This is a genomic window from Mucilaginibacter frigoritolerans (assembly GCF_007830615.1).
GTDB lineage: Bacteria > Bacteroidota > Bacteroidia > Sphingobacteriales > Sphingobacteriaceae > Mucilaginibacter > Mucilaginibacter frigoritolerans.
Genome location: NZ_VLLI01000014.1, coordinates 154,791 through 175,641 on the forward strand (window position 1 = coordinate 154,791; position 20,851 = coordinate 175,641).

A 20,851-nucleotide genomic window follows, 5' to 3' on the forward strand; every position below is an offset into this window, starting at 1 on the left:
TGGGCTTTCTGTCTATTCGTATTGCATTGGTCAATTAAATCGCCAGTTCAAATGGCATTTAAGTCCGTTCAGATAATTGATTTTCCACTGGCACCAAATCATCTTTCTTTGCTTCAAATAATTTAAAATCATTTTATGAAAGCAAAAATATTTCTCGTCCTCATCCTGGTTTTCTCCGGGTTGTTGGCACATAGTCAGGAAAGTAACCCAAGCAGGTTACGGGGGTCATGGTTAGGTACGCTACCACTGCCAAACGGTGCAGGCCTGAGGTTTGTAATGCATTTTAAAACGCACGATAAAAATCTCACAGGCACATTTGATGTGCCGGAACAAGTGATTAAAGATGGTTTTATAGATTCTGTGTGGATTGCAAAAGACAGTGTGTTTGCTGATTTCACAACCAGGATAGGTAAAGGAGCCATGTACAAAGGCGTTTTTTTGCCTGGTGATTCGGTCATCCAGGGAAACTGGATACAGGGAGGTTCGCACCCATTAAATTTAAAACCCACTACCTATATATATACCCAAAAGAGTAACTTAAATCCAAAGTTTGATGGCTACAAAATTGTAAAGCTGATAGAAAGCACACCCACCAAAGATCAACAGAATACAGGTACATGCTGGAGCCATGCAACAACTTCTTTTATAGAAACGGAGGCCATGCGCCTAGGAAAGAGCCCCGTTGTGCTTTCCCCAATGTACTTTGTTATCCCAACGCTTATCGATAAAGCCGAAAAATATATAAGGATGCAGGGTAACCTTTACTTCATTGAAGGTGATTTAACCTTTAGCGCGCTAAAAGCATATAAAGAATTTGGCGCGATACCAGAGGATATTTATTCGGGTAAAATTGATAACTCATCAATACACGAACATTTAAAAATGGAAAACACCATACGCGAAAAACTAAAGTCGTATGTTGATGCAGGCCGTGGCAATATGACACCCGAAGAATACAGGGCATCGATAGCCGCTATTATATACAAAACAATGACTAAAGCTCCTCAAACTTTTAATTATGATGGGAAAGTTTACACACCAAAATCATTTGCAGAAGAAAAAATAGGAATTAACACCGATAATTATATCGAGATCACATCGTACACGCACCACCCTTTTTACTCAAAATTTGCTTTAGAGATACCATCAAACTGGAATAACAACGCTTACCTTAATGTGCCGATAACTGATTTTATATCCATAATAGATCATGCTTTATTAAATAATTATTCAGTTTGCTGGGATGGTGATATTGATGAAGGGTATAATAATGGCTTTTGTAAATTAGAAAAAAATGAGGATGTGACTCAACTGTCGCGCCAGGCAGCTTTTGATAATTATACCACGCAAGATGACCACAACATGCATATTATTGGCATAGCAGAAGATAACCAGGGTAAAAGGTTTTATATTGTTAAAAACTCTTCCACCGGTGCCGATTGTGGCGGCTATGTTTATATGTCAAAAGAATACTTGCTGTTAAAAACCATATCAGTGATGGTTCATAAAGATGCAATACCTGTGGATATAACGAAAAAATTAAAAGCCGGGCTTTTGTAATTCATACTGAATCAACACCATACTCAGACTTCCCGTTATCAGCATAATTGGAAAGTCTGATTCTTTCACTTCCTCCTAGCTGATCGAAGTTAGCACAGCACGCTCCTTTTACCATTAAGCCATTTGAATTATAGCAAGTTAAATGTATTTTTAAGCTTTCTTCTGTACAAAGAACGAACAGTTAAGTATGTCTATTATTTTCCTAAACTCTAATTCGCAAAGTTTTGGGGTCATTGGAGAACCTTACTTCTCTGAAACACCGGCAACGCCAACAAGCTATAGAACATCCTCAACAACTTTTTCCTGGTGGTACAAAAATTCTTATGACGATAACTCGGGTAAGGCTAGAGCTATCATTACTAAAATTTATAATGACAATCAGATCTTATTTACATGCCATGTTTATCTTGAAAACGGAAATGTACTAGCCTTTTCAGGATATAAACAAAGATAAAAGCTATCCGTCTTATATCTCTTCACTAAACCATGTTACAAACGATGAAACTTATCATAACATTGTTAATCTGCCTTTCGATGGCCTGTATTAACAGCCAAGCACAACAACGTCTATTTACATTCACAGTTAATACAAAAAACTATCAGGTCAATGAAACCAAACTCAATGAGTTCTTTGGCGAGGTGTTTATTGATCTCACACAAAGAGGCATCACTAAACTGAAATATTTTGAGCTATGGCAAGATTCCTTTGAACGATGGAAGAACACTTGTTTGTTTGGTCACTTTACATTTACTACTTATAGTAGTTTGATGGGAAGTGTATCGTATAGCGGACAAATCAGTCGTGAGGATCTAGGACTAAATGATGATGGCTCAACTCCTAAAGGCAATCCAAACAACAAGAATAACAACAGATTAAGAACATCTTATCTTACGGGCTACATGGAGTTTTATATCATAAATAATGTAACAGAGTTCAGGGTCACCACCCACTAGTTTGATCATAGAGGTTATTTATAAACGGAATGGCACTTATCTATGATATCATATCAATAAAGCTCCACAAGCCTTCACTATCCTTCCCCGCTTTCGGTTGCTTACAAAGTGGAATTGAAACTTCGCAAACTCGCTACGCTCGTTGCTTTTCATAATGGCTTACTAATTGAAGAACATTTATCACCTATCCCTCAGAGTATTAGAATTACATCTATTTTCCGATTACTGCAATCACGTGTACTATTATTATCTTTGAGTATCACTTAAACATATCACATGAAGAAATTTCTATTTTTCATCTCACTAGTACTAATACTTGCTGGCTGTAGCAAATCATCATCTGTGAAACCATTAATTGTCTTAACTGGTAGCTATGTCTCTTATAGAGAGGTAGATACTCTATACAAAGGTCTTATTGTCGCTGACGGGATTGAAACCATAACAATTCATTCAGCCACTGGAGACACAATTTACAACTATCCGGGTACAGTAAACGCTAATAGCTATTACAATGTCCCAGATAATAATCCTGCGGCCGAGGGGCAACAAGATATAACATTCAGTTCTAACAGCATTGCAACTGAAACTGAAACCTCTTTTGTGCCTACAACAATTACCTATAATTTGAAGACTGGTACCTTTAATGATGGTCGTAGTGATATGCGTGAACGAATTGTAGCAATCAACGCTAACACAGTAGAAATGATTACTAATCAATATTTGGTTGATAACCAACCAAATACAACAGGAGTTGTGGTCGCTGTTTATTATAGAAAGCAATAAGTCGTTTGTATACTTAAATCCAAACTATAATTCATAAGCCTTCACTTGCCTTAGCCTCATTTGTTGCTTAGATGAGGAAAGGCAAGCTCTGCTTATGGCTGGGCGCAGAGGCCATTCACACACTAGGCAGAAAGGCGTTACGTTTTCCTTACGCTTGCAAACAGATGCGCCAAGTTACGCGATTGTCAATTAGCTTTCAGCACATTGCCAATTACCGGCTATGGCCGACTTGTCACACCGTTTGTCAGCAGCGAGCGGAAAACTCCACATTCGCTTTCTCTGTCTTTTTATAAGTTTCATTTATGCTGCGCTTACACTTGGTCTATTCGACCAGGTGACACTTGCAACATTCAACACATAAAAACTCAGACGCTCATATTGTTTGGCTCGCCTACGCCTACGAAAAAGGCTGCACAACTGTCACAGCGTTTGATATTACAATGCTTTGGCATTGTTCAAACCCTCCGCCAGTTGTTTGTGCAGCATACTATGCAGCCGCACGTTGTGCTCTTTCTGCATAGACCTTTTTCGTTACTCGCAGACAACTTCGTTTCTCTGCGTTGTCTTTGGAAGGCTCGAAGGAAATACAATGCATATCGCATCCGACAGAAAGACAGAATGTGTGCTCAGCCTGACAGAGTCTTTTAAACATAATTTCGTTGTCTCGGTTAGCGTGAACGCTTAGCCGTACGGGTTTATATACTACTTGATATTTCTTTAAAAGCCAAATGTACTTTTTTAAAAAAAGAGGCTACTTCAACATCATAACTCCATTCATTAATATCATTACAAAACGAAATTGTGATTTTACTATCTAGCAATCCTATAAAGATATTATCAACGTTTTTTGCCCCCCGCAAAGCAAACCAAATTTCGTGTCGCGTCCTATAATCATACACTTGATTAATTAAAGCTTCGTCAATGGTGTCAGGATCTAATTTTTCATAAAAATCATAAACTCCTTTCGCAATCGATGTACCGTTTATATTTGTTGGGATGTCCTCATATAGTAAAGTTTTTTCGTTTTCCAAAAACCATTCTAAAAAAACGGTTAAATCCCATTGGATATCAAAAGCTGTTTTTAGCAATTTTTCATCATCTAAAATTTCCAGCTTTATTCTAGACCAGTGTTCACCAATAGATGAGGAAGAGTCTTTATAAGGGTGTTCTAATAATTCGTAATAAAGATTTAATAACATCATTTTCCCTTGATTAAACGATTATATTGTGATTTGGTAATTTGTCCTAGATTTAAAAAGTCTTTAAGGACTTTTGCAGGTGGTTTCGTGCCACTCACGGGATAGCCATGCCAACCTCCAGTATTATCTGACTGAAATTCGTATACCTTTCCATCATGAAAACCATATCTTTGTTTACCTGCTAAAATAGAGCTATTTAAAACTTTGCCTGCGAGATCATCGTTAAGATCCATTTCTGTACCCCATCCTCCTTTTTGATGTTTAGCTGTTGGTGAATATTTTAGTTCACCGTCTGTATGACCATTTTGCTTTAACCATCCTTGATATAGTAAATCTTGTGGTGAGCCTTTACCAGTATTTAATCTATGTAAAATTTCACTCACTTCCTCGCGAGTCAGTTGTTCAGGTTTTTTAAAGGGCTGAATTGGGTGAGGGATATCATTTTTCCCTCCCTCTGAATCCATGACAATTAAAGTAGCGGTTAAAAGTGCAGCACTTACCCCTTTTCCAAGGAAACTTAGCCCCCCTTCTCCAGCCTCCTCTAATTCATCCCATATTAACCTACCATTTTCATCAACGACCGTATTACTTTTAGGAGTAGGGATTTTAACATCACAACAAGTGCTTTCATTTGGTGCCATCCCATCAGGATCCTCAAATCTAATGGCATTGTCTAGTCCATAAACATATGGACCCCAACGCCTACCTTTTTCCGCCAACGGATTTGCAAGTTGTTATGTTAACCACAACTTTGGAATACGACAAACCTGATACACTACCCTTTTCGGCGTATGTAGTAAAGCTTGTTTGTCGCCGATGAATAAAGAAAAAAATATTGCTCTGTGTTGTTAATTGATATATAACTGTAGAAATTTCGGGGATTTAGTATCTCGTTTTTAAATGAAATGGCGCAATCAGAGGTGTTAAGATTATTAGCACCTATCGTAAATCTATATAGTTTTATAACATCTTTATTGATAGGACAGTTCCGCCATTTGCCAATAGTCGTTTCCTTGGTGACAATACTATTCTCCCAATTACTAAACTGAGGGTAGTTATTGTTAACTTTGACGTCACCAAGAGAATACACATAAAGCTCAAAAAAATCTCCACTTGTAGTGATGCCGATAAAGTCCTTTTTACAGACAAGTTTTGTTTTACCATTGTATCCAACGAATATTTTCGCAAAATCGGCTACATTTAATGGATCGAAGGCGAAATCATCATATATTAAATATAAGATTCCTAAAATTAATACAATAGATAATAGTTTTAACGCTTTTTTCATATCGTTATTTTTCAATTAGTACAGTTGCATGTCCATAGCCCTTAATAACGAAATCTTTTCCGTCATTTGACCCGCCGGGTCTACCCGCCCAGGTAGCAAAATTTCTTAGTGGTCTGTTTTTTTGCATGTCGAATTTATAAGTATCTACCTTGTTTGGATCTCCAATCATCACAGCACCTGTTTTTGAATCCAATAGGGTCATATTTAACGATCCGTATACCTTACCAGTAGTGGTCAAGCCGTCATCGTATCCAATATTCCAAATAAAATTCTTAGAAAACGTGCCACCATCTTTATTGCCGAATGATGCGGTAGTTACGCCTGGAAGATTTATTTTACTCTCATCTACAAATAATGGCTCTCCAGATTTCCCGTTCCACCAAGCATCAGCCTCGGATTTGGTTAAAAAACCATCATAGTCAGGTCGATCTTTTAAGGTAACGTAGTTAGTAGCGTATTTATTTGCAGCCTCTTTACTATCAAATCCGTAATTGGGATCTCCCTCTTTATAGGTACTTTTTTTTACTGCCTCGTCGTGATTCATTCCCTGTTTAAAGTCTTCTTTCTTCATAACTATAGCTTGTCCCTTTAGTCCCTTATCATCGGTACCTAATAACGAGCCATCCGTGCTATAAATGGGATTTGCTGCCATCCCGTCCGGATCAACAAACTTAATCGGATTATTGAATCCATAGTTATACGGCGAATATCTCCGCATCTTCTCTGCCAACGGGTCTACACTCGTCCATCTCCCAATTACAGGATCATAGAACCTTGCGCCATAGTCATACTGGTTACCACACTTTTTTCACCGTTTTCCAGGTTTTCGGTTTGCACTTTTTGGGTGCTATAAAGAACGTTTGTAAGGGTAAAGATAAACGTTAGTTTATCTTTTGCAAGGCCGTGGGTGTGTTGTTTTTTTCGGCGGGTTGGTGGCTATTAACCTGGTTAAGCTGACCATCTGTTACCGCAAAGGTAGCCTCCGAAGCGGAAGCAGTAAAGGGACTTTCGCGGCATAAACCCACAAGCCTTTCACGCACCAGGCCATTTATTCCACGTTCCCTTGACAGCTCCCGCTTCTCCCGCTTTTGGTTGCTTAACAGAAGATCACCTGAACCCCTATGCCCTTTATTTTTTGATACCCGGATTTACAGGTAAGCAGCAAGTTTGTGTTTTTGTACCACAAAAACTACCACGGCTTTGCCGTGGCAAACTTGCCTTTGCGCCTGATGGTTGCAGTGTGCCTTGAAGCAAAGTCAAAGACTTTGCGTGCTGATAAAATGATGGTGGCAGACCCACCGAAGGGTATGACAGGCAAACCCTTCAAACCACCTTGTGGTGCTGCCTTCCGAAAGGGGGTGGTATTGAACGACAAGGAAAAGGCGAAGATTATTCGTCAGGTAAGGATCAGAGAGTTGAACATGTGAACTGCTGGTATAAAGCGTCGATAACGGTGATACTCTGTCAAAACCGGGACAGTGCAACAGTTCCGGGACAAAGTTTAGCGGCAATAACCTGAAGCTGGCTAAACGGCAGGCGGCGCATAGGCGGCAAGACTCTGATTCAGGCGTTTTATCGGAACAAGGGAACTTGTACAGAAGGGATAAAGGGAAAGCACAAGCGGAGAACCTGCAAGGCGAATACCTAATTCTGTACAGGGGCGGACTAAGCCGTAGTAGTGATGAAGTTCCATGAAAGTGGAAAAGAGCGAAGGGCTTAGCCAGTTAAGTTTCAATTTATTTAACAACCGTAATTGGGATGATTGATTATTATGAAACAAAGACCCAACCTATCACAAGGAAGATGGTATGGGAAGCTTACAAGTTAGTAAGGGAAAACAAAGGCAGTGCAGGCATTGACCAGCAAAGCCTGGAAAGCTATGCGCTGGATTTGAAAGGAAACCTGTACAAGTTATGGAACCGGCTAACATCAGGGAGTTATTTCCCTTCCGAAGTACGGGAGGTGAAAATACCCAAGAAGTCAGGAGGCTACAGAAGCTTAGGTATTCCGACAGTAGATGACCGCATTGCCCAACAGGTAGTCAAAAGTTATTTAGAACCTAAGATTGATGGTTCTTTTCATCCGGACAGCTATGGTTACCGCAAGGGCAAGAACGCCCATCAAGCCATTGAAATGGCATACAAGCGATGCTATAAGTATAGTTGGGTGATAGACCTTGACATTAAAGGGTTCTTCGACAACATTGACCATGAGCTGATGATGAAAGCACTATCACGGTACACACAAGAAAAGTGGATACTGATGTATGTCGGTAGGTGGCTAAAAGCGAATGTGGCAGGCGAGCATGGAAATGTGCAACGTACAAAGGGCACACCGCAAGGCGGAGTGATCAGCCCACTATTAGCGAACATCTACCTGCACTTTACTTTCGACAAATGGATGGAGAGGTATCACCCCGAAATTCTGTTTGAACGGTACTGCGATGATATTATTCTTCATTGCGCCACCCAGAACCAAGCAGAGCTAATTAAAAGGGTGGTTGCCGAACGGTTCAGGGAATGTAAACTGGAACTCAATGCGGACAAAACCCATTTGGTGTATTGTAAAAGTATGGGGCACCGAAGAAACTATTCACAGGTAAGCTTCGACTTTTTGGGCTACACCTTTCGCCCAAGACTATGGCGTACCGGGGCAGGGGTCAAATTATCCTTTACACCATGCATGAGCCAGCAGGCGAAGAAAGCGGTAAGGGATAAAATCAGAAGCCTTGCATTATACAGGTTTCAGATTCCTGTTCAGGAACTTGCAAAGATGCACTATACCAGCTATAACAAGGTAGAGAATAACACCCGTGATATTGCTATTGATGAACTGGAACGCTTTGCCGGGTATTTCGGGATGACCATTGACCAGGTAGTACATTTTGATATTCAGCCGGTTGATGTGACTATTCAGGACAAGCCCAACTTCGAGCAGATCAATATGATTAACCAATTGGACGAGGAAGATCGCACAGTGGTTTTTAAGATTATTGATACCATGCTTACCAAAAAGAAGTTTAAGGACTTCTTTCAGAATAATGTGGCTGCCCTGTAAAACAACAAAAGCCCCGGTTAAGGGGCTTGTTGTTATTATTATTTCAATTTTCTAATTAACTTTTTAATAGCAATTACTAAAAGATAAAAAAAAGTCGCCCAACATATGTAATTGAAAAGTATGAACCAAGGCGAATAGTTTAAGTTAAATGGCTTTGTTAAGAACCAAACATATAAACTCTCAAAGATACCTCTTTTCTGTCCCCAAGTCATTAGAAATGGACTTGTAAATACAATCAGCAATATATAACCTAAGAGAAATAGCAAGTAATAAACAATGATCTTTTTCATGGATTAGTTTTTTACGCCCTGTTGCTGAAGCCATTTTACTATAGTATCCATTAACTGATTTGCCTGGGCTCCAGGCCTTGCAGCATCAAAGTGATGTGCTTTATCGCCTTGACCACCACCCTGAATAAGACCGCCTTTAATAAGGAAATCATAAACACCTTGTGGATTACTTATTGCATCGCCCTTAATATCGTACCTGATTACATTTTTTATATTTTTATTTGAAGTTAAATCATTGTACAGGTCTGATTTATCTGAGATTGGACTGCCAATCAGCACTAAATTATCAATTACTTGTCCTGAATTAGCCAATTTAATTGCCGCTTGTGCTTGCAAGACACTTCCATAGGAGTAGCCAACCATATTAAACTGCTCGCCTTCCTTCAAAGGATGGTCTTGTAAGTCTTTTTTATAATCAGCAACGGTTTTGTCGATCGTCTCATTTTGAACAGGGCGAGTTTCCCCTGTGGATGCTGCAAATCTTCCGGCGCTTACAATTACTGGTTCGGTAGCAGAGTTTCTATAATTATTGGTGAACATAATATCATGATATTTTCCGTTTGACTCATTCATCCGATGAAAATCATTTATTCCATTTTTTGCGAATGTTTGTTGCCATCGTTGAATGTAGTTCCAACCATCCTGATCGTTGTTTGCTCCGCCAATAAAATAAATCCGCTTACCATCAGGGTCAACAGCAACAGTTGGCCTGTTTAACACATAAGCATATGGAGTGTAGCTTTCGTATTTTTCAGATTCTTTATCGACGGCTGTCCATCTCGCAATCACGGGATCATAGAACCTTGCGCCGTAATCGTATAGTTGGGTATTTAGCTGAAGCTCCTTTTTATTATAAAGATACAAGTTTTGTGGAGACACAACGGGGCTGGCAGAAATATCCATTCCAAAAGGCATGTAGTTATCTTGCTGCACTGTTCTTGCCACTCCGGTACTACTGTCAAAGGTTAAACGCACATTACCCAAATGATCCGTTAAGTTATACTCGTAATTATACGCCGTGGTTCCATTGGGAATGGCCCGTCCTTCTTCCGTCTGGATAAAAGTAATCGTTTCACTATTTATGGCACCGTCATATTCTATCCCATTAATATAATCAGTGGCTGTGGTCCCTATTACTCTTCTTACCTTTTGTCCGTCAGCAGTATAAATATAGGTAGTGTTTAAAGCAGGTATACTTTGCGGCAAATCCAGCAGGTTGTAGCTTGTCGTAATCCCCTTACTGTTATCGGTGGTCATATTCCCGTTTACATCATATGCATAGGTCCAGTTGCCGCTTTTATAACCTGTTCCGCTTGCATCAGCCGAGAGGTCATTCACACTTCCCAACTGGTTTCCATTATAGGTATAACTCAAGTTATCAATTAAGGTGCCGCCGTATACCCGTGATAAGGTATTAATGTTTCCCTCCATATCATAGCTGATGCCGCTCTCACTATAATTATTGTCTGTTGAGGTACCGCTCATCAGCCTGTTCAAATTATCATAGGTGTAGTTAAACCTGTTATTCAGGTTAAGCAGCGTTCCGTATAACTGGGCAGCTATATTTCCGTTATATTGAGGATTGGCACCTGTGTTATAATTTAACTGCATGGCAAACAGCGAGGCATCGCTTGTAACAAGCCACCCACGTTCATTATAAGTATTAAATACATACTGCAAAAAGTTCACACCGTCTGTACTGTGGATACTTTTGGTAAGTAATTGTCCTATTTCATTATACTCGATATTGGATAAAAGGGTCAATGCATCGGCAGGTCGGGTGCCATTGGTTATTTGCTCCCAGGTGTTTAACCGTCTGTCCATATGATCATAATCATATTTGTTAAAAACAGTCACCACAGGCGTTGTATTTAATGTACGGTGAATAAAGTGTTGCCGAGTAACTGTTGTTGGCACATTGGTAAAACTGTACGTAGTGGTAATAAGATCATGATTGTCTGGATTAAATACTGCATTAAAATAGTGCTGGCTATATACCGATGTACTTCTACCCAGGTCATCGTAATAAATCACTTTGGCCAAAGTTTGCGTTGTTCCCAATACATTGGTAAAGCTGGCAGTGAGCAGCCCGGTCGTCATTGTACTCGCATTTGCCGGGGCGCTATAAGCTACCGGGATCCAATTGGTGGCTAAATAGTCATCATAAAAATTCAGCGTTAAAAAATTTTTTGTTTGTCCGGCCGGGTCGCTCAGCCCGTCATAGCCAGAAAGTGTGCCACTGGCCCTGGCTTCCCATTTGGGGTCAGTCGTTGTTTTATAAAAATTGGTGAGCCATAGCACCTCTGTTTGTGAGGGTGTCGAGATACTGGCATCAGCAACACTGCCCGAATACGTCCAAATGCCGGTATTGATTACCCTGCCCACGCCGTCATATTTGGTATTGATCCAAGACTGGGGGGCCTGGTTACGCTGATTGGCATCCTGGGTCATCACTACCTGATCTATCGTATTATATACGGTGAACTCCCATCCTTTGCCTGGCAGTTTTTTTTGCGTCAGCCTTTTCCGACCATCGTAACGGTATTGGTAGCATATATTATCCAGGGTAGCCTGGCTAATCGCTGTGGCAGCATCAGGGTTGGATCCCGGAGGCAATACAAATGCCAGTAAACCAAAATCATCATAAACATAATAGGTACTCAGCATCTGTAATGCCCCACCTGCCTGGTTATAAGTACGTTTAAGTACTATACGGCCCAGCATATCCTTGTATTCCTCGGTGGTATTCAGGCAGCCGTCTGTTGCAGCATTCCAGTTTTCATTCCGGGTAATGGTAAGGTAAAGCATTCCGTTATTATAAGTAGCAGTATTGTTGGTGCGGGTAAGCGTCCTACTCTGGTCGCTGTTTATAGTAACCGTATAAAGCGCCACCATACGGCTGCCGGGATTATCAACGAGTGTGGCCGGATTAAATACACTTTGGTCATTGCTTTCATAATCGGCGGTAACCGTATGACCGCCGCCGGAAACATTATCAGTTGATAATTGCCACGATGCACCCGGAGCCGCTGATTCAACAACTCTGTCTAATGGCGAGGGTTCATAGTTGGTCCCCGAGTAAGGGAAATTAGTATTCACATGATCCTGACCGCCTGTATTATAAAACTGGTACTGGGCACCTCCGGTATAACCACCGGTCCCCGTCAGTGCATTTGGCTGATAGGCACCGGGAGTTGGCGTATCACTGGTATAAGGCAGATATTTAACCGAGCCCCGACCAAATTGATCATAGGCAAAAGGCTGAATAAAGTCATTTTGGTTGGGCGATCCGGCCACCTGAATGGTCTGCAAAGGTCTGCCCAAACCATCAAAATATTCTATTGTTTGTTCCAGGTCACAGGCTGTACGATTAACCAATCCTTCAGCATTTGTTATACCGGCGGTACGAGGCGTTGAAATTTCTATAAAATTCACATTACTACTCAACATAGTATTCAACGGTGTACAATCCGTTACATTAATTGATGCCACGTTGGATACTGTTACCCCATTACTCGTTACAATCAATTGGTAGTAGGTGTTAACTGCAAGCGGAGATCCGGTAGGCGTTGGGTCATAAACCTGTCCGGTTGCTCCCGTAATATTTACCCAGTTGGCGCCTGGCCCGCTTCCGGTCGTGTTACTTTGCCATAGATAGGTGTAAGTGCCGTTGCCACCGGTTACTATTGCATTTAGTTTTTGCGCCGGGTTACCGGGATAGATGCTTTGAGATGCCGGGCTGATATTTACTGTGAGTTGAGGATAAACGGTTATTACTATCGGAATGCTTGATACCGTAACGTCCCCGCTGATTGCTTCCAGTTGATAATAAGTGGTGGATGTTAAAACGGGAGGCGAGTAATTGGTTCCCGTTGCGTTACTGATATCGGTATAACTACCCGGCGCACCTGTTGAGGAAATTTGCCATTGATAGCTTATGCTACCCGAACCACCGGTGGCATTACCTACCGACAATGCAGCGGGCTGGGTATTGTAATTAATGGACTGACTACCATTTATTACCAGGCCTGATACCAGTTGCGGATAAACATTTATAAGAACTGTATTGCTGGCGGCAGAAGAACTGCCGCTGGTGATAAACAATCGAAAGTAGGTATTGGAAGTTATATCGTCTGTTGGCAGCGTTAAGCCTGTTGCACCGCTTATTGATGTCCAATCATCGCTGGCACCATCAATGGAGCTTTGCCATTGATAGCTAAACGTCCCGTTGCCCCCACTTGCCGAAGTTGCTGTTATAGTGGGCGATGAATTATAATCTATAGTGGTACTGGCGGCAGTGATTATGCCGGGAATTACCGGTACAGCAACGGTAACCGATAGAGTTTGGGGAGGACTCGACCCGCTGCTGTTTACAGCTGATACTTGAAGAGTTGCTGTACCTCCGTACGAAGTGTTCCAGGTTACCGTGCCAAGAATGCTGGTACCGCTGACGGTTCCGGCAGAGGAGGGAACTATGGCCCAGTTGTAACTAGTAGCGTTAGCGACTGGGGAAATAGAATAATTCAAGGTCGTTCCTGCTGAAACATTAGTTGACCCAGTGATTGGTCCGGGCATTCCCGGTGAGCCAGATATAACCAGCGTACGAATCTGGGCCTGCACACTGGTTGAAAAAAATATAATGCCAAACAGAAAAACAAGCATTGTTATTGTTTTTTTAAAGCTTTTTCTTTGTTCTGACAGCCCGATAAAGGCATATTTCTTCTCTGCCCGGTATAAGATATTGCTAAACATATTTGCTAATTAATGATAAGGTGGATTAAAATTTGCTTTTCTGAGTCGCAACTATTGTATATGAATTTCATCATTTAAAGTGTCATAATTGTTGTTACAGGGGTAGTATTACATAAAGGGCCATTTGCCGTAAGCACAAACTTGTAAGTTGTTCCTGTAGTCAGCATCATTGGGGCTGTATTTAATTGTACTGTAGTTGCCAATGAACTAAGGATCAATTGACCCACCTGGTTTCCGGTACTATTATTATAAACCTCAAGAACCAATGTCGTTGATTGAAAAGAGACTTCATTAGTGGTAATGGTAATCGAGCCATTGCCCGAAGCTTCTGTTATATTAAGCGTTGGCTGGATACAAGGTGCGATGGTGCATCCTCCGTTGGCGTTGGCATAGTCCGGCCCATTTCTATTAAGATCATCCTGTGCTTTTGCATTTGCATCCGCCTGACTTATATAAGATTGGTAAGTCCCCTGATTTACCGTATAAAGAACTTGTGACCCAACGTAGCCTGTGCCACAATTATTCCGGGCAAAGGCCTGACTTATGGTACTATTGTTTGTAAAAACCCCATTATTAGAACCCGCAGCGTTCCAACCGGCATAACCGTAATTATAGGCTTTTACAATATTCTGATGCAGATCTTTAATATCAATTAGTCTTTCGTCCTGGTCATAATCATAGTAATTAATACTTCCTTTGGTATCAGTGGATGCCGTCATTCCGATTAACGGATCATAGATATAGGTAGACATTTGCCCATTAACCGGATATAAATGCAGGTCATCAACAGAACCTGTTCCATTAATGGACACTGAACTTACACCGGTAATTCTATGCATATAATTGGTCCAGCCGTTTAGGGTACGTAATACCACCGGGTAACCATTTATGGTACCTAAAATAGTATAAGGGCTGCTATTGTTAGTCCAATAAGACAGGTTATAAGTTTTTGTGGATATTAAGTTTGATGCACTTATACCACCAGATGCCAGGTAACTATAGCTTCCGGAGGGAGTTGTACCATCCTGTACCGGGGTGCCGCTATAGCTCCAGTTGCCTGCCGAGCCAGATTCAAAACTGGTATAGGCATAATCATTTGCTGTAGCATTGACAATGGCAGCTGTTGGTAAATCATTATTATAGTCCCAAAGGTAATTATATAAAGGGCCGCCCACTTTTTGCTGCTGAACCAAATTGCCCGTACTATTGTATACATAGCTTAACCTTTGCTCGTAGTGGCTATCCATTGTATTTGCAGGGACAGATGGCACCAGTGCAACCGGGGTTACTGAATTTAATGCATAGGTACTCAGCGGAGTGAACATATTATCATGAAGAGAATATTGCGTATAGCTTGCCCCTACTGTCTGCCCGTTTACTGTCGAAATATTTTCTATCGGATAGTCAAGCATATTCAGCCCATACATCATGCTTGTAAAATCAGTACTGCTGCTGCTCGTATAATCTGCTGTGTAATAAGTCTTGTTTACATACGTTTTTCCGTCACTTTGTACCGTAGTTGCAGAACTTTGCTGGTTAAGCGCATTATAAGTGTATGTGGTAGTGGTAACAATTGGGTTTGCTGAATCATAAGTGGTTTCTATTTTATCTAATAAGTTAACATGCCCGGTATGGATAGGGTAAAAATGTAAAAATTGATTACCATCAACCAGATTATAAACAGAACTTTCAGCACTTGGCGCCGAATTATTTTGAGGGCCATAACTCCCACCTCCTTCCGCAGGGGTATCTACAAATATAAAAGTAAAATTACCGATAGTGGAAGATGATATAATAGGATCGCCAGCATAAGTATTATCACATTGCACAGTATTAGCCCTGTATTCACACTTGAATCCCCAATAAGTTGCAGGGTTACCTATTGTATAATCATAATGAGTAGTATGTAGGGTTTGATATTGACCAGAAACATCCTTTTGTTCCTGTTGTTCAATAAGTTTACCGTTATCCAAATAGGCAGCTGAGCGGGTACCGGGTAAATTCCATCCGGAAAACATATAATTATCGGGTTCACATTTAAAAGAATACATAGTACGGCCCTGGTCATTTCCCAAGCCGTCAACCCTTTGCTCGTAAACTGTGGAATAGCCAAATAAGCTGCCATTAGCAGAAAAGGAATAGGGTATCACTGGATCTGAATAGACAATTTCTACCGTTCTTGGCACAACCACATTGGTGAAACAATTACAGGTTGCCCCGGTTGGATCAAGACAAGCTACAGTCGCCCCCCAAAGTGTCCCAGATGCCTGGCAAATTGGGCTTCCAAATACCGGGTGGTTATCATTATATAAATAGCGATAAAATATAGGTTGAGTCATCAATTGACCACCAGAATAGGTAATGTTTTTTTTCATGGTAACCTGACCCCCAGCAGAATAATCAGTAATGGTTTTTATTCTTAATCCAGGCCCTGTATTATAAGGCACTGTTGTCGACCATGTTTTATAGCTTACGGAAATAGTCGCAAAGGGTCCTCCTAAAGCGCCGTTTGTTAATGTATTGGGATAATTAGCAATAATACGGTAATGTCCTGGGGGCAAATTTTTAGTCATATTGCTTAATGTGCAACTTCCTGTTGTGGCGTTAGGATTAGGTAAAATATCAGTGTTATGCCAGTCAAAAATATTTTCAAGGTAAGAGCTCGTAGACGTAAAATTGGCTGGGGTATTCCAATTGCCCGATGCATCTTCCACTTGAATAAGCGCCCATAACCCACCTGCATTCGCAGCATCTAATGGCTGCACACCGGGACTATAATCATAACCTGTACAACCACCCGGCTGCCCCAGAGTTGAATAATCGCATACCCCAGTTCCTCCTGCACTTCCGCAGAATAGCCTAACTGTAATCTCAGTGGGATTGACATCATTAAAATTAGAATCCATGAAACCGAGGTCAGGAATATCAAATTCCTGTACCTGAGCGCCATTTCCTATTGCATTTACGGTCTGTATTGCATCGGTGATATTGGATCCTCCCTGGTTATTAGTAAATGTATTGGGTTCATATTCAAAGGCAGTGTATCCTCCCGTTGGGTAGGTAATGGTATTTAAGATACCTGCTTTCATAAAATTAAAATGTGCTGACCTGTCGGCAAATGTCACCAGTCCCTGTTCTGCATCTGTAATGATAGAAAGAGGGACTTGCGTACCGGTAAATGGCAGGTAATTATAATCCGGTAATAATGACTTGGTCGTGTTTCCATTAAAATATCCCCATATATCTTGTGCCCAGGAAGTTTTAAATGGCATTGGAGTACTATCATAGGTAAAGCTATAAGGAGGATCCGAATTAACCTGAACAGACAATAGTCTCAGCCTTTGCTGACGATATGATTGGGTAGCAAGTGAAGAAGCTACGGCAGGAGCAGCATTCCAACCAGTCAGTACCGTTTGGTTATCGGTTGTAAAATCCCCATAATTCCCTTCCGGATATGAAAAATAATCGTAATTAAAATTGATCGTTTTAAATGGTGAAGTATCCGTCGTATGCCAAACTGTAATGGAGCTCAATTCCTGACTGGCAAAATCAGTCCTGCCCGTGTAGTTAAACTCTACTTTGCCATTGTCGAAATCAATTTCCGACAAAAACTTTTCTGTAAGCTGTGTATAAGTAAATGCATCTGACAAGCCAGGCTGTGCTGCTACATTGTCTCTTGTCCATGATTGCAATCTTGTCATAATAACTGGTTGCAAAGAAGATGGAGAGTTCGCATATTTGAAGACAATTTTTTTGCCCGTCGTACTTATAATGGTATCCAAATAGGTTGTACTGGTATAATTTTGACCACCTTGTATAGATGATGCTTGAATATAATCGTCAAAAATGTACTTTGTTCCATCAGGCGTGATAGCGATATAGGTTCCACCGTTTTCAATTAACTTTATATTCTGTCCGTCAACACATACCCAATTATTGTACGCAGAGCCATTGGGGTTTACAAACTTCGCCGTTATGCCATCTACACTTAAAATGCGTGTATTGGGATCATAATTTGCGGTGGTTCCTTGAAAGTTAAATTGTGGGAAAGCTGTACATACCCCCTGTGAATTTTTAAAAACTTCTCCTTCGGAAATAATATTCGTTAAACTGGGCAATGTCTGGCTTGGCGGCCCGGTAACTGAAGGCGGCGCAATATCCGGTCCTCCAAAATTAGCTCCGTTCCCAATCGGATCAATAATTGCCGCATTAGTGGAAATGTTCCAACCCAAGCCTACTATACCAGCTTCCTCCGCCACTTTAATACCGCTGGTATTATAATTTAGCGTTATAGGGTAACTGAGATTGCCGGATTTAATTTCGTATATCGGTACACTGACATTAGCGGTACCGTTAAAATAAGATACTGGCGTTTCCGTAAATTTCATCAATGAAGCTACTTGGGGAACTTGAGGCACAATATTATTATTGATAGCTGTTGACTGCCCGCTTACATTTAAACACAGGCATATAGTAAAGCATAAAATGAGGTAACTCAATTTCATATTTGTGGGATTTGTGATATTCTTGATTATTTTAGAGACTAATTAATCCTACAACTAACAGTGGAGCTGTTAAGCTGACATTAATTAGTTTAAAGGGTGCAAACTCAAATAGGTTTGATCTTTTTAACCAAATGAATTCCCCTTTAATTAATAAGCTAATGAAACTTTATACTATTAAATACATTCTGCTGTATTTGATGCTTTCTAATTGCATTATAGAAGGCAAAACAATAGTTTTTGAGATCGGAATTGATAGGAGGATATAAAAATCAGGGAACAATTTCTAAATAAATTAGTCATATGGTTGCGATAAGGGCTTTTAACAAATAATAATGTACAATATTAAAATATAAACATTGTTCAAGAATTAAGCCTTTGAATTTGTAACATTTATATTACAATAAACAATTATCGTTATAGTTTAAAATCATAAGCTATATTAATTAAGACTTATTCGGATCCAGGTTATACTTAGCTCTGCATTTTACATTATGTTACGTTTCTTTGTTAACCGGTATATAAGTATACCTGTATATTATGGAGATAGTGACCACCCTGTTTCGGGCCAAATTGACCCAGGGGTTAGCTGACTTTTGGGTTGCAGCAAATGCTATAAAAGCATGTACAAAAATAGTTATTTAAAAGGTAATTTCATTAATGGCTGTTTTCCGGTTCAACATTACGTTTTCTTCTCATAGATTCTCCCTTTAATTCGATGCGGTGTGCGTCATGAACGATCCGGTCAAGGATCGCATCAGCAACCGTTTTTTCACCGATCACTTCAAACCATTTACTGACCGGCAACTGCGAAGTGATGATCAGCGAGGTCTTACCGTGCCTGTCCTCAATGATCTCCATTAGTGCAGCCCTGCTTTGTGCATCAAAAGGCTGGATACCAAAGTCGTCGAGTATGAGCAGTTGTTGTCGTTCGATCTTAGCCAGCTCTTTCATATAGGAGCCGTCCGCCTTGGCCATCTTGAGCTTGGCAAATAGTTTGGGCGTACTGGTGTACAATACCCTGTAGCCCAATACACAGGCCTGGTAGCCCACTGCAGAAGCAATATAGCTTTTACCGATACCGGTACTCCCGGTGATCAGCAGGTTCTCGAAGCGGTCAACAAACGTACAATCCGCCAGGCGCATGATCTGGTTGCGGTCAATACTTCGGTCAGCATGATAGTGAACATCTTCAATTGAAGCTTTATAGCGGAACCGGGCATATAGGATCGTGCGTTCGATACGCCTGTTCTGCCGGTCGTCCCATTCTGCATCTACCAGGTGGGCCAGCAGTTCATCTGCCGTATAATCGTTTGTTTTACCGGTTTCCATGCTGCTTTTAAAGGCATGAAACATGCCGAAGAACTTCATCTTCCGCAATTTGTCTAAGGTACTTGTGTTCATGTTATTGTTGTTTTAATGGTTATTTGTAATAGTCTTTTCCCCGGATATTACCATGATCAGGCATAGGTAGCTCATCGGCAAATATGCTTTCCTCATAGTTGTCCATCTTGTTTTCCAATATGGTTTGTATAGTTTTATAGCTATAAAGGCCGTAACTGAGCCCCCGCTGACAGGCTATTATTAACCGGTCATCCCCTGCTTTTTTTGCAAAGCCAAGTATCCCAAGGCAGGATTTGTAAGCCTGTTCGGGGTGTTGTTTACGTTCCAGTATCTGATGGATATATAGCCTGACATCCTCATGGATGGAGGTCGCCCAATTGAGGAACATGTCTGGCGTCCAGTCACTTTTAAAGCGGTGAGCGCTGGCCATGTGGTCTTTGTCGGTAGTATAACCGTAGGGGTTCTTTTCGCGCGGGTGTAAAGCGATACGCTCATAATTGTAGTAGATCTCTACAATGGTGCGGGAGTATAACAGCTTGACCTTTTTGCCAATAAAGCGGTAAGGCACGCTGTAGTAGTGTTTATCCGGGCCGAGATTGACATGGCCATTCTTGATCACTCTGGCATAAAAGTGTTTTTTGAACTGGTAACGCAGGACAGGCAGCGGTGACAAGGTCCCACGCTCTATCTCTTCAAACTGTAGTATCCTGCTGTAATTGCGGCCTTTAAGCAACTGGCTGTTATGGGCTTCCAGGGCCTGCCAGATCGCTGTATTGAGTTCTGTTAAAGAATGGTAGATATGCTTGTTTAAAGGGGCGTATACCTTGGTATAAATGATCTTAACCGCACCTTCTACCAATGCCTTGTCGCGTGAGCGGTACGCCCGCGCCGGTAATATGGTAGTGCCATAATGATCGGCAAAGTCTTCAAATGTTTCGTTCAGGGTAGGTTCATAGCGACTGCTTTTGGTTACCGCCGCCTTCAGGTTATCCGGCACAATGGCGGCAGGAACGCCCCCGATGAAGTGCAGGGTATTCTCACAGGCCGCGATAAAGTCTTCCTTTTGCTGGCTCATAACAGCCTCTACATAGGTGAGCTGGCTGGCACCAAGGATTGCTACAA

The 20,851-nt window shown here is 41.1% G+C and carries 14 protein-coding genes; 5 read left to right on the forward strand and 9 right to left on the reverse strand.

The genetic code is table 11. The features are described 5' to 3' along the window. The first annotated feature begins 135 nt into the window (after positions 1-135). The 3 genes from JN11_RS20860 to JN11_RS20870 all read left to right on the forward strand — a co-directional run bounded on the left by JN11_RS20860 (position 136) and on the right by JN11_RS20870 (position 3,297). Entirely contained in the window at positions 136-1,560 is a 1,425-nt protein-coding gene (locus JN11_RS20860; protein ID WP_144915785.1) for a C1 family peptidase, read from the forward strand. A gap of 639 nt (positions 1,561-2,199) precedes the next feature. Next, on the forward strand, positions 2,200-2,514 hold the full coding sequence (locus JN11_RS20865) for a hypothetical protein (protein ID WP_144915788.1): 315 nt from the start codon (positions 2,200-2,202) through the stop codon (positions 2,512-2,514). Positions 2,515-2,790: 276 nt separating this feature from the next. Continuing rightward, complete coding sequence (locus tag JN11_RS20870; protein ID WP_144915789.1) at positions 2,791-3,297, forward strand: membrane lipoprotein lipid attachment site-containing protein; 507 nt, start codon at positions 2,791-2,793, stop codon at positions 3,295-3,297. 695 nt (positions 3,298-3,992) lie between these two features. Here JN11_RS20870 and JN11_RS20875 read toward each other — a convergent pair. From JN11_RS20875 to JN11_RS24545, 5 genes are all read right to left on the reverse strand, one after another. Then, positions 3,993-4,499 (reverse strand): hypothetical protein, encoded by a 507-nt coding sequence (locus tag JN11_RS20875; protein ID WP_144915792.1) that lies wholly within the window; start codon positions 4,497-4,499, stop codon positions 3,993-3,995. After that, the gene (locus JN11_RS20880) at positions 4,496-5,215 is read right to left on the reverse strand and encodes a hypothetical protein (protein WP_144915795.1); all 720 of its coding nucleotides are present in this window, start codon (positions 5,213-5,215) and stop codon (positions 4,496-4,498) included. Before JN11_RS20880 ends, JN11_RS20875 begins: the two co-directional genes overlap by 4 nt. Positions 5,216-5,271: 56 nt before the next feature. Next, positions 5,272-5,784, reverse strand: a complete 513-nt coding sequence (locus JN11_RS20885; protein ID WP_144915797.1) for a hypothetical protein — start codon at positions 5,782-5,784, stop codon at positions 5,272-5,274. 4 nt (positions 5,785-5,788) lie between these two features. Then, entirely contained in the window at positions 5,789-6,541 is a 753-nt protein-coding gene (locus JN11_RS24800; protein ID WP_246139065.1) for a hypothetical protein, read from the reverse strand. Positions 6,542-6,665: 124 nt separating this feature from the next. After that, positions 6,666-6,824, reverse strand: coding sequence for a hypothetical protein (locus JN11_RS24545; RefSeq protein ID WP_170227814.1), 159 nt, complete (start codon positions 6,822-6,824; stop codon positions 6,666-6,668). A gap of 135 nt (positions 6,825-6,959) precedes the next feature. On the opposite strand from JN11_RS24545, the gene JN11_RS20895 reads away from it, so the two are divergent. Together JN11_RS20895 and ltrA are read left to right on the forward strand one after the other, a co-directional pair. Beyond that, positions 6,960-7,211 (forward strand): hypothetical protein, encoded by a 252-nt coding sequence (locus JN11_RS20895; protein WP_144915799.1) that lies wholly within the window; start codon positions 6,960-6,962, stop codon positions 7,209-7,211. Positions 7,212-7,542: 331 nt separating this feature from the next. Then, positions 7,543-8,841, forward strand: a complete 1,299-nt coding sequence (gene ltrA / locus JN11_RS20900) for a group II intron reverse transcriptase/maturase (RefSeq protein ID WP_144915802.1) — start codon at positions 7,543-7,545, stop codon at positions 8,839-8,841. A 293-nt stretch (positions 8,842-9,134) separates the two neighbouring features. On the opposite strand, the gene JN11_RS20905 is transcribed toward ltrA, so the two are convergent. The 4 genes from JN11_RS20905 to JN11_RS20920 all read right to left on the reverse strand — a co-directional run. Next, complete coding sequence (locus JN11_RS20905; RefSeq protein WP_144915805.1) at positions 9,135-13,883, reverse strand: DUF6443 domain-containing protein; 4,749 nt, start codon at positions 13,881-13,883, stop codon at positions 9,135-9,137. A gap of 74 nt (positions 13,884-13,957) precedes the next feature. After that, positions 13,958-18,271 carry a DUF5977 domain-containing protein gene (locus JN11_RS20910; RefSeq protein WP_144915807.1) on the reverse strand — a complete coding sequence of 1,438 codons (4,314 nt, stop codon included), beginning with the start codon at positions 18,269-18,271 and terminating at the stop codon, positions 13,958-13,960. Between the two features lie 771 nt (positions 18,272-19,042). Beyond that, positions 19,043-19,789, reverse strand: a complete 747-nt coding sequence (istB, locus tag JN11_RS20915; protein WP_091369152.1) for an IS21-like element helper ATPase IstB — start codon at positions 19,787-19,789, stop codon at positions 19,043-19,045. A 19-nt stretch (positions 19,790-19,808) separates the two neighbouring features. Continuing rightward, the coding region (locus JN11_RS20920; RefSeq protein ID WP_144915809.1) for a Mu transposase domain-containing protein at positions 19,809-20,851 on the reverse strand (1,043 nt) is incomplete at its 5' end.

Bases quoted from the DNA above. Each gene is read 5' to 3' on its own strand.
- JN11_RS20860 (WP_144915785.1), top strand. From the start codon at position 136: ATGAAAGCAAAAATATTTCTCGTCCTCATCCTGGTTTTCTCCGGGTTG.
- ltrA (WP_144915802.1), top strand. From the start codon at position 7,543: ATGATTGATTATTATGAAACAAAGACCCAACCTATCACAAGGAAGATG.
- JN11_RS20905 (WP_144915805.1), bottom strand. From the start codon at position 13,883: ATGTTTAGCAATATCTTATACCGGGCAGAGAAGAAATATGCCTTTATC.
- JN11_RS20875 (WP_144915792.1), bottom strand. From the start codon at position 4,499: ATGATGTTATTAAATCTTTATTACGAATTATTAGAACACCCTTATAAA.
- JN11_RS20885 (WP_144915797.1), bottom strand. From the start codon at position 5,784: ATGAAAAAAGCGTTAAAACTATTATCTATTGTATTAATTTTAGGAATC.
- JN11_RS20910 (WP_144915807.1), bottom strand. From the start codon at position 18,271: ATGAAATTTACGGAAACGCCAGTATCTTATTTTAACGGTACCGCTAAT.
- istB (WP_091369152.1), bottom strand. From the start codon at position 19,789: ATGAACACAAGTACCTTAGACAAATTGCGGAAGATGAAGTTCTTCGGC.
- JN11_RS20870 (WP_144915789.1), top strand. From the start codon at position 2,791: ATGAAGAAATTTCTATTTTTCATCTCACTAGTACTAATACTTGCTGGC.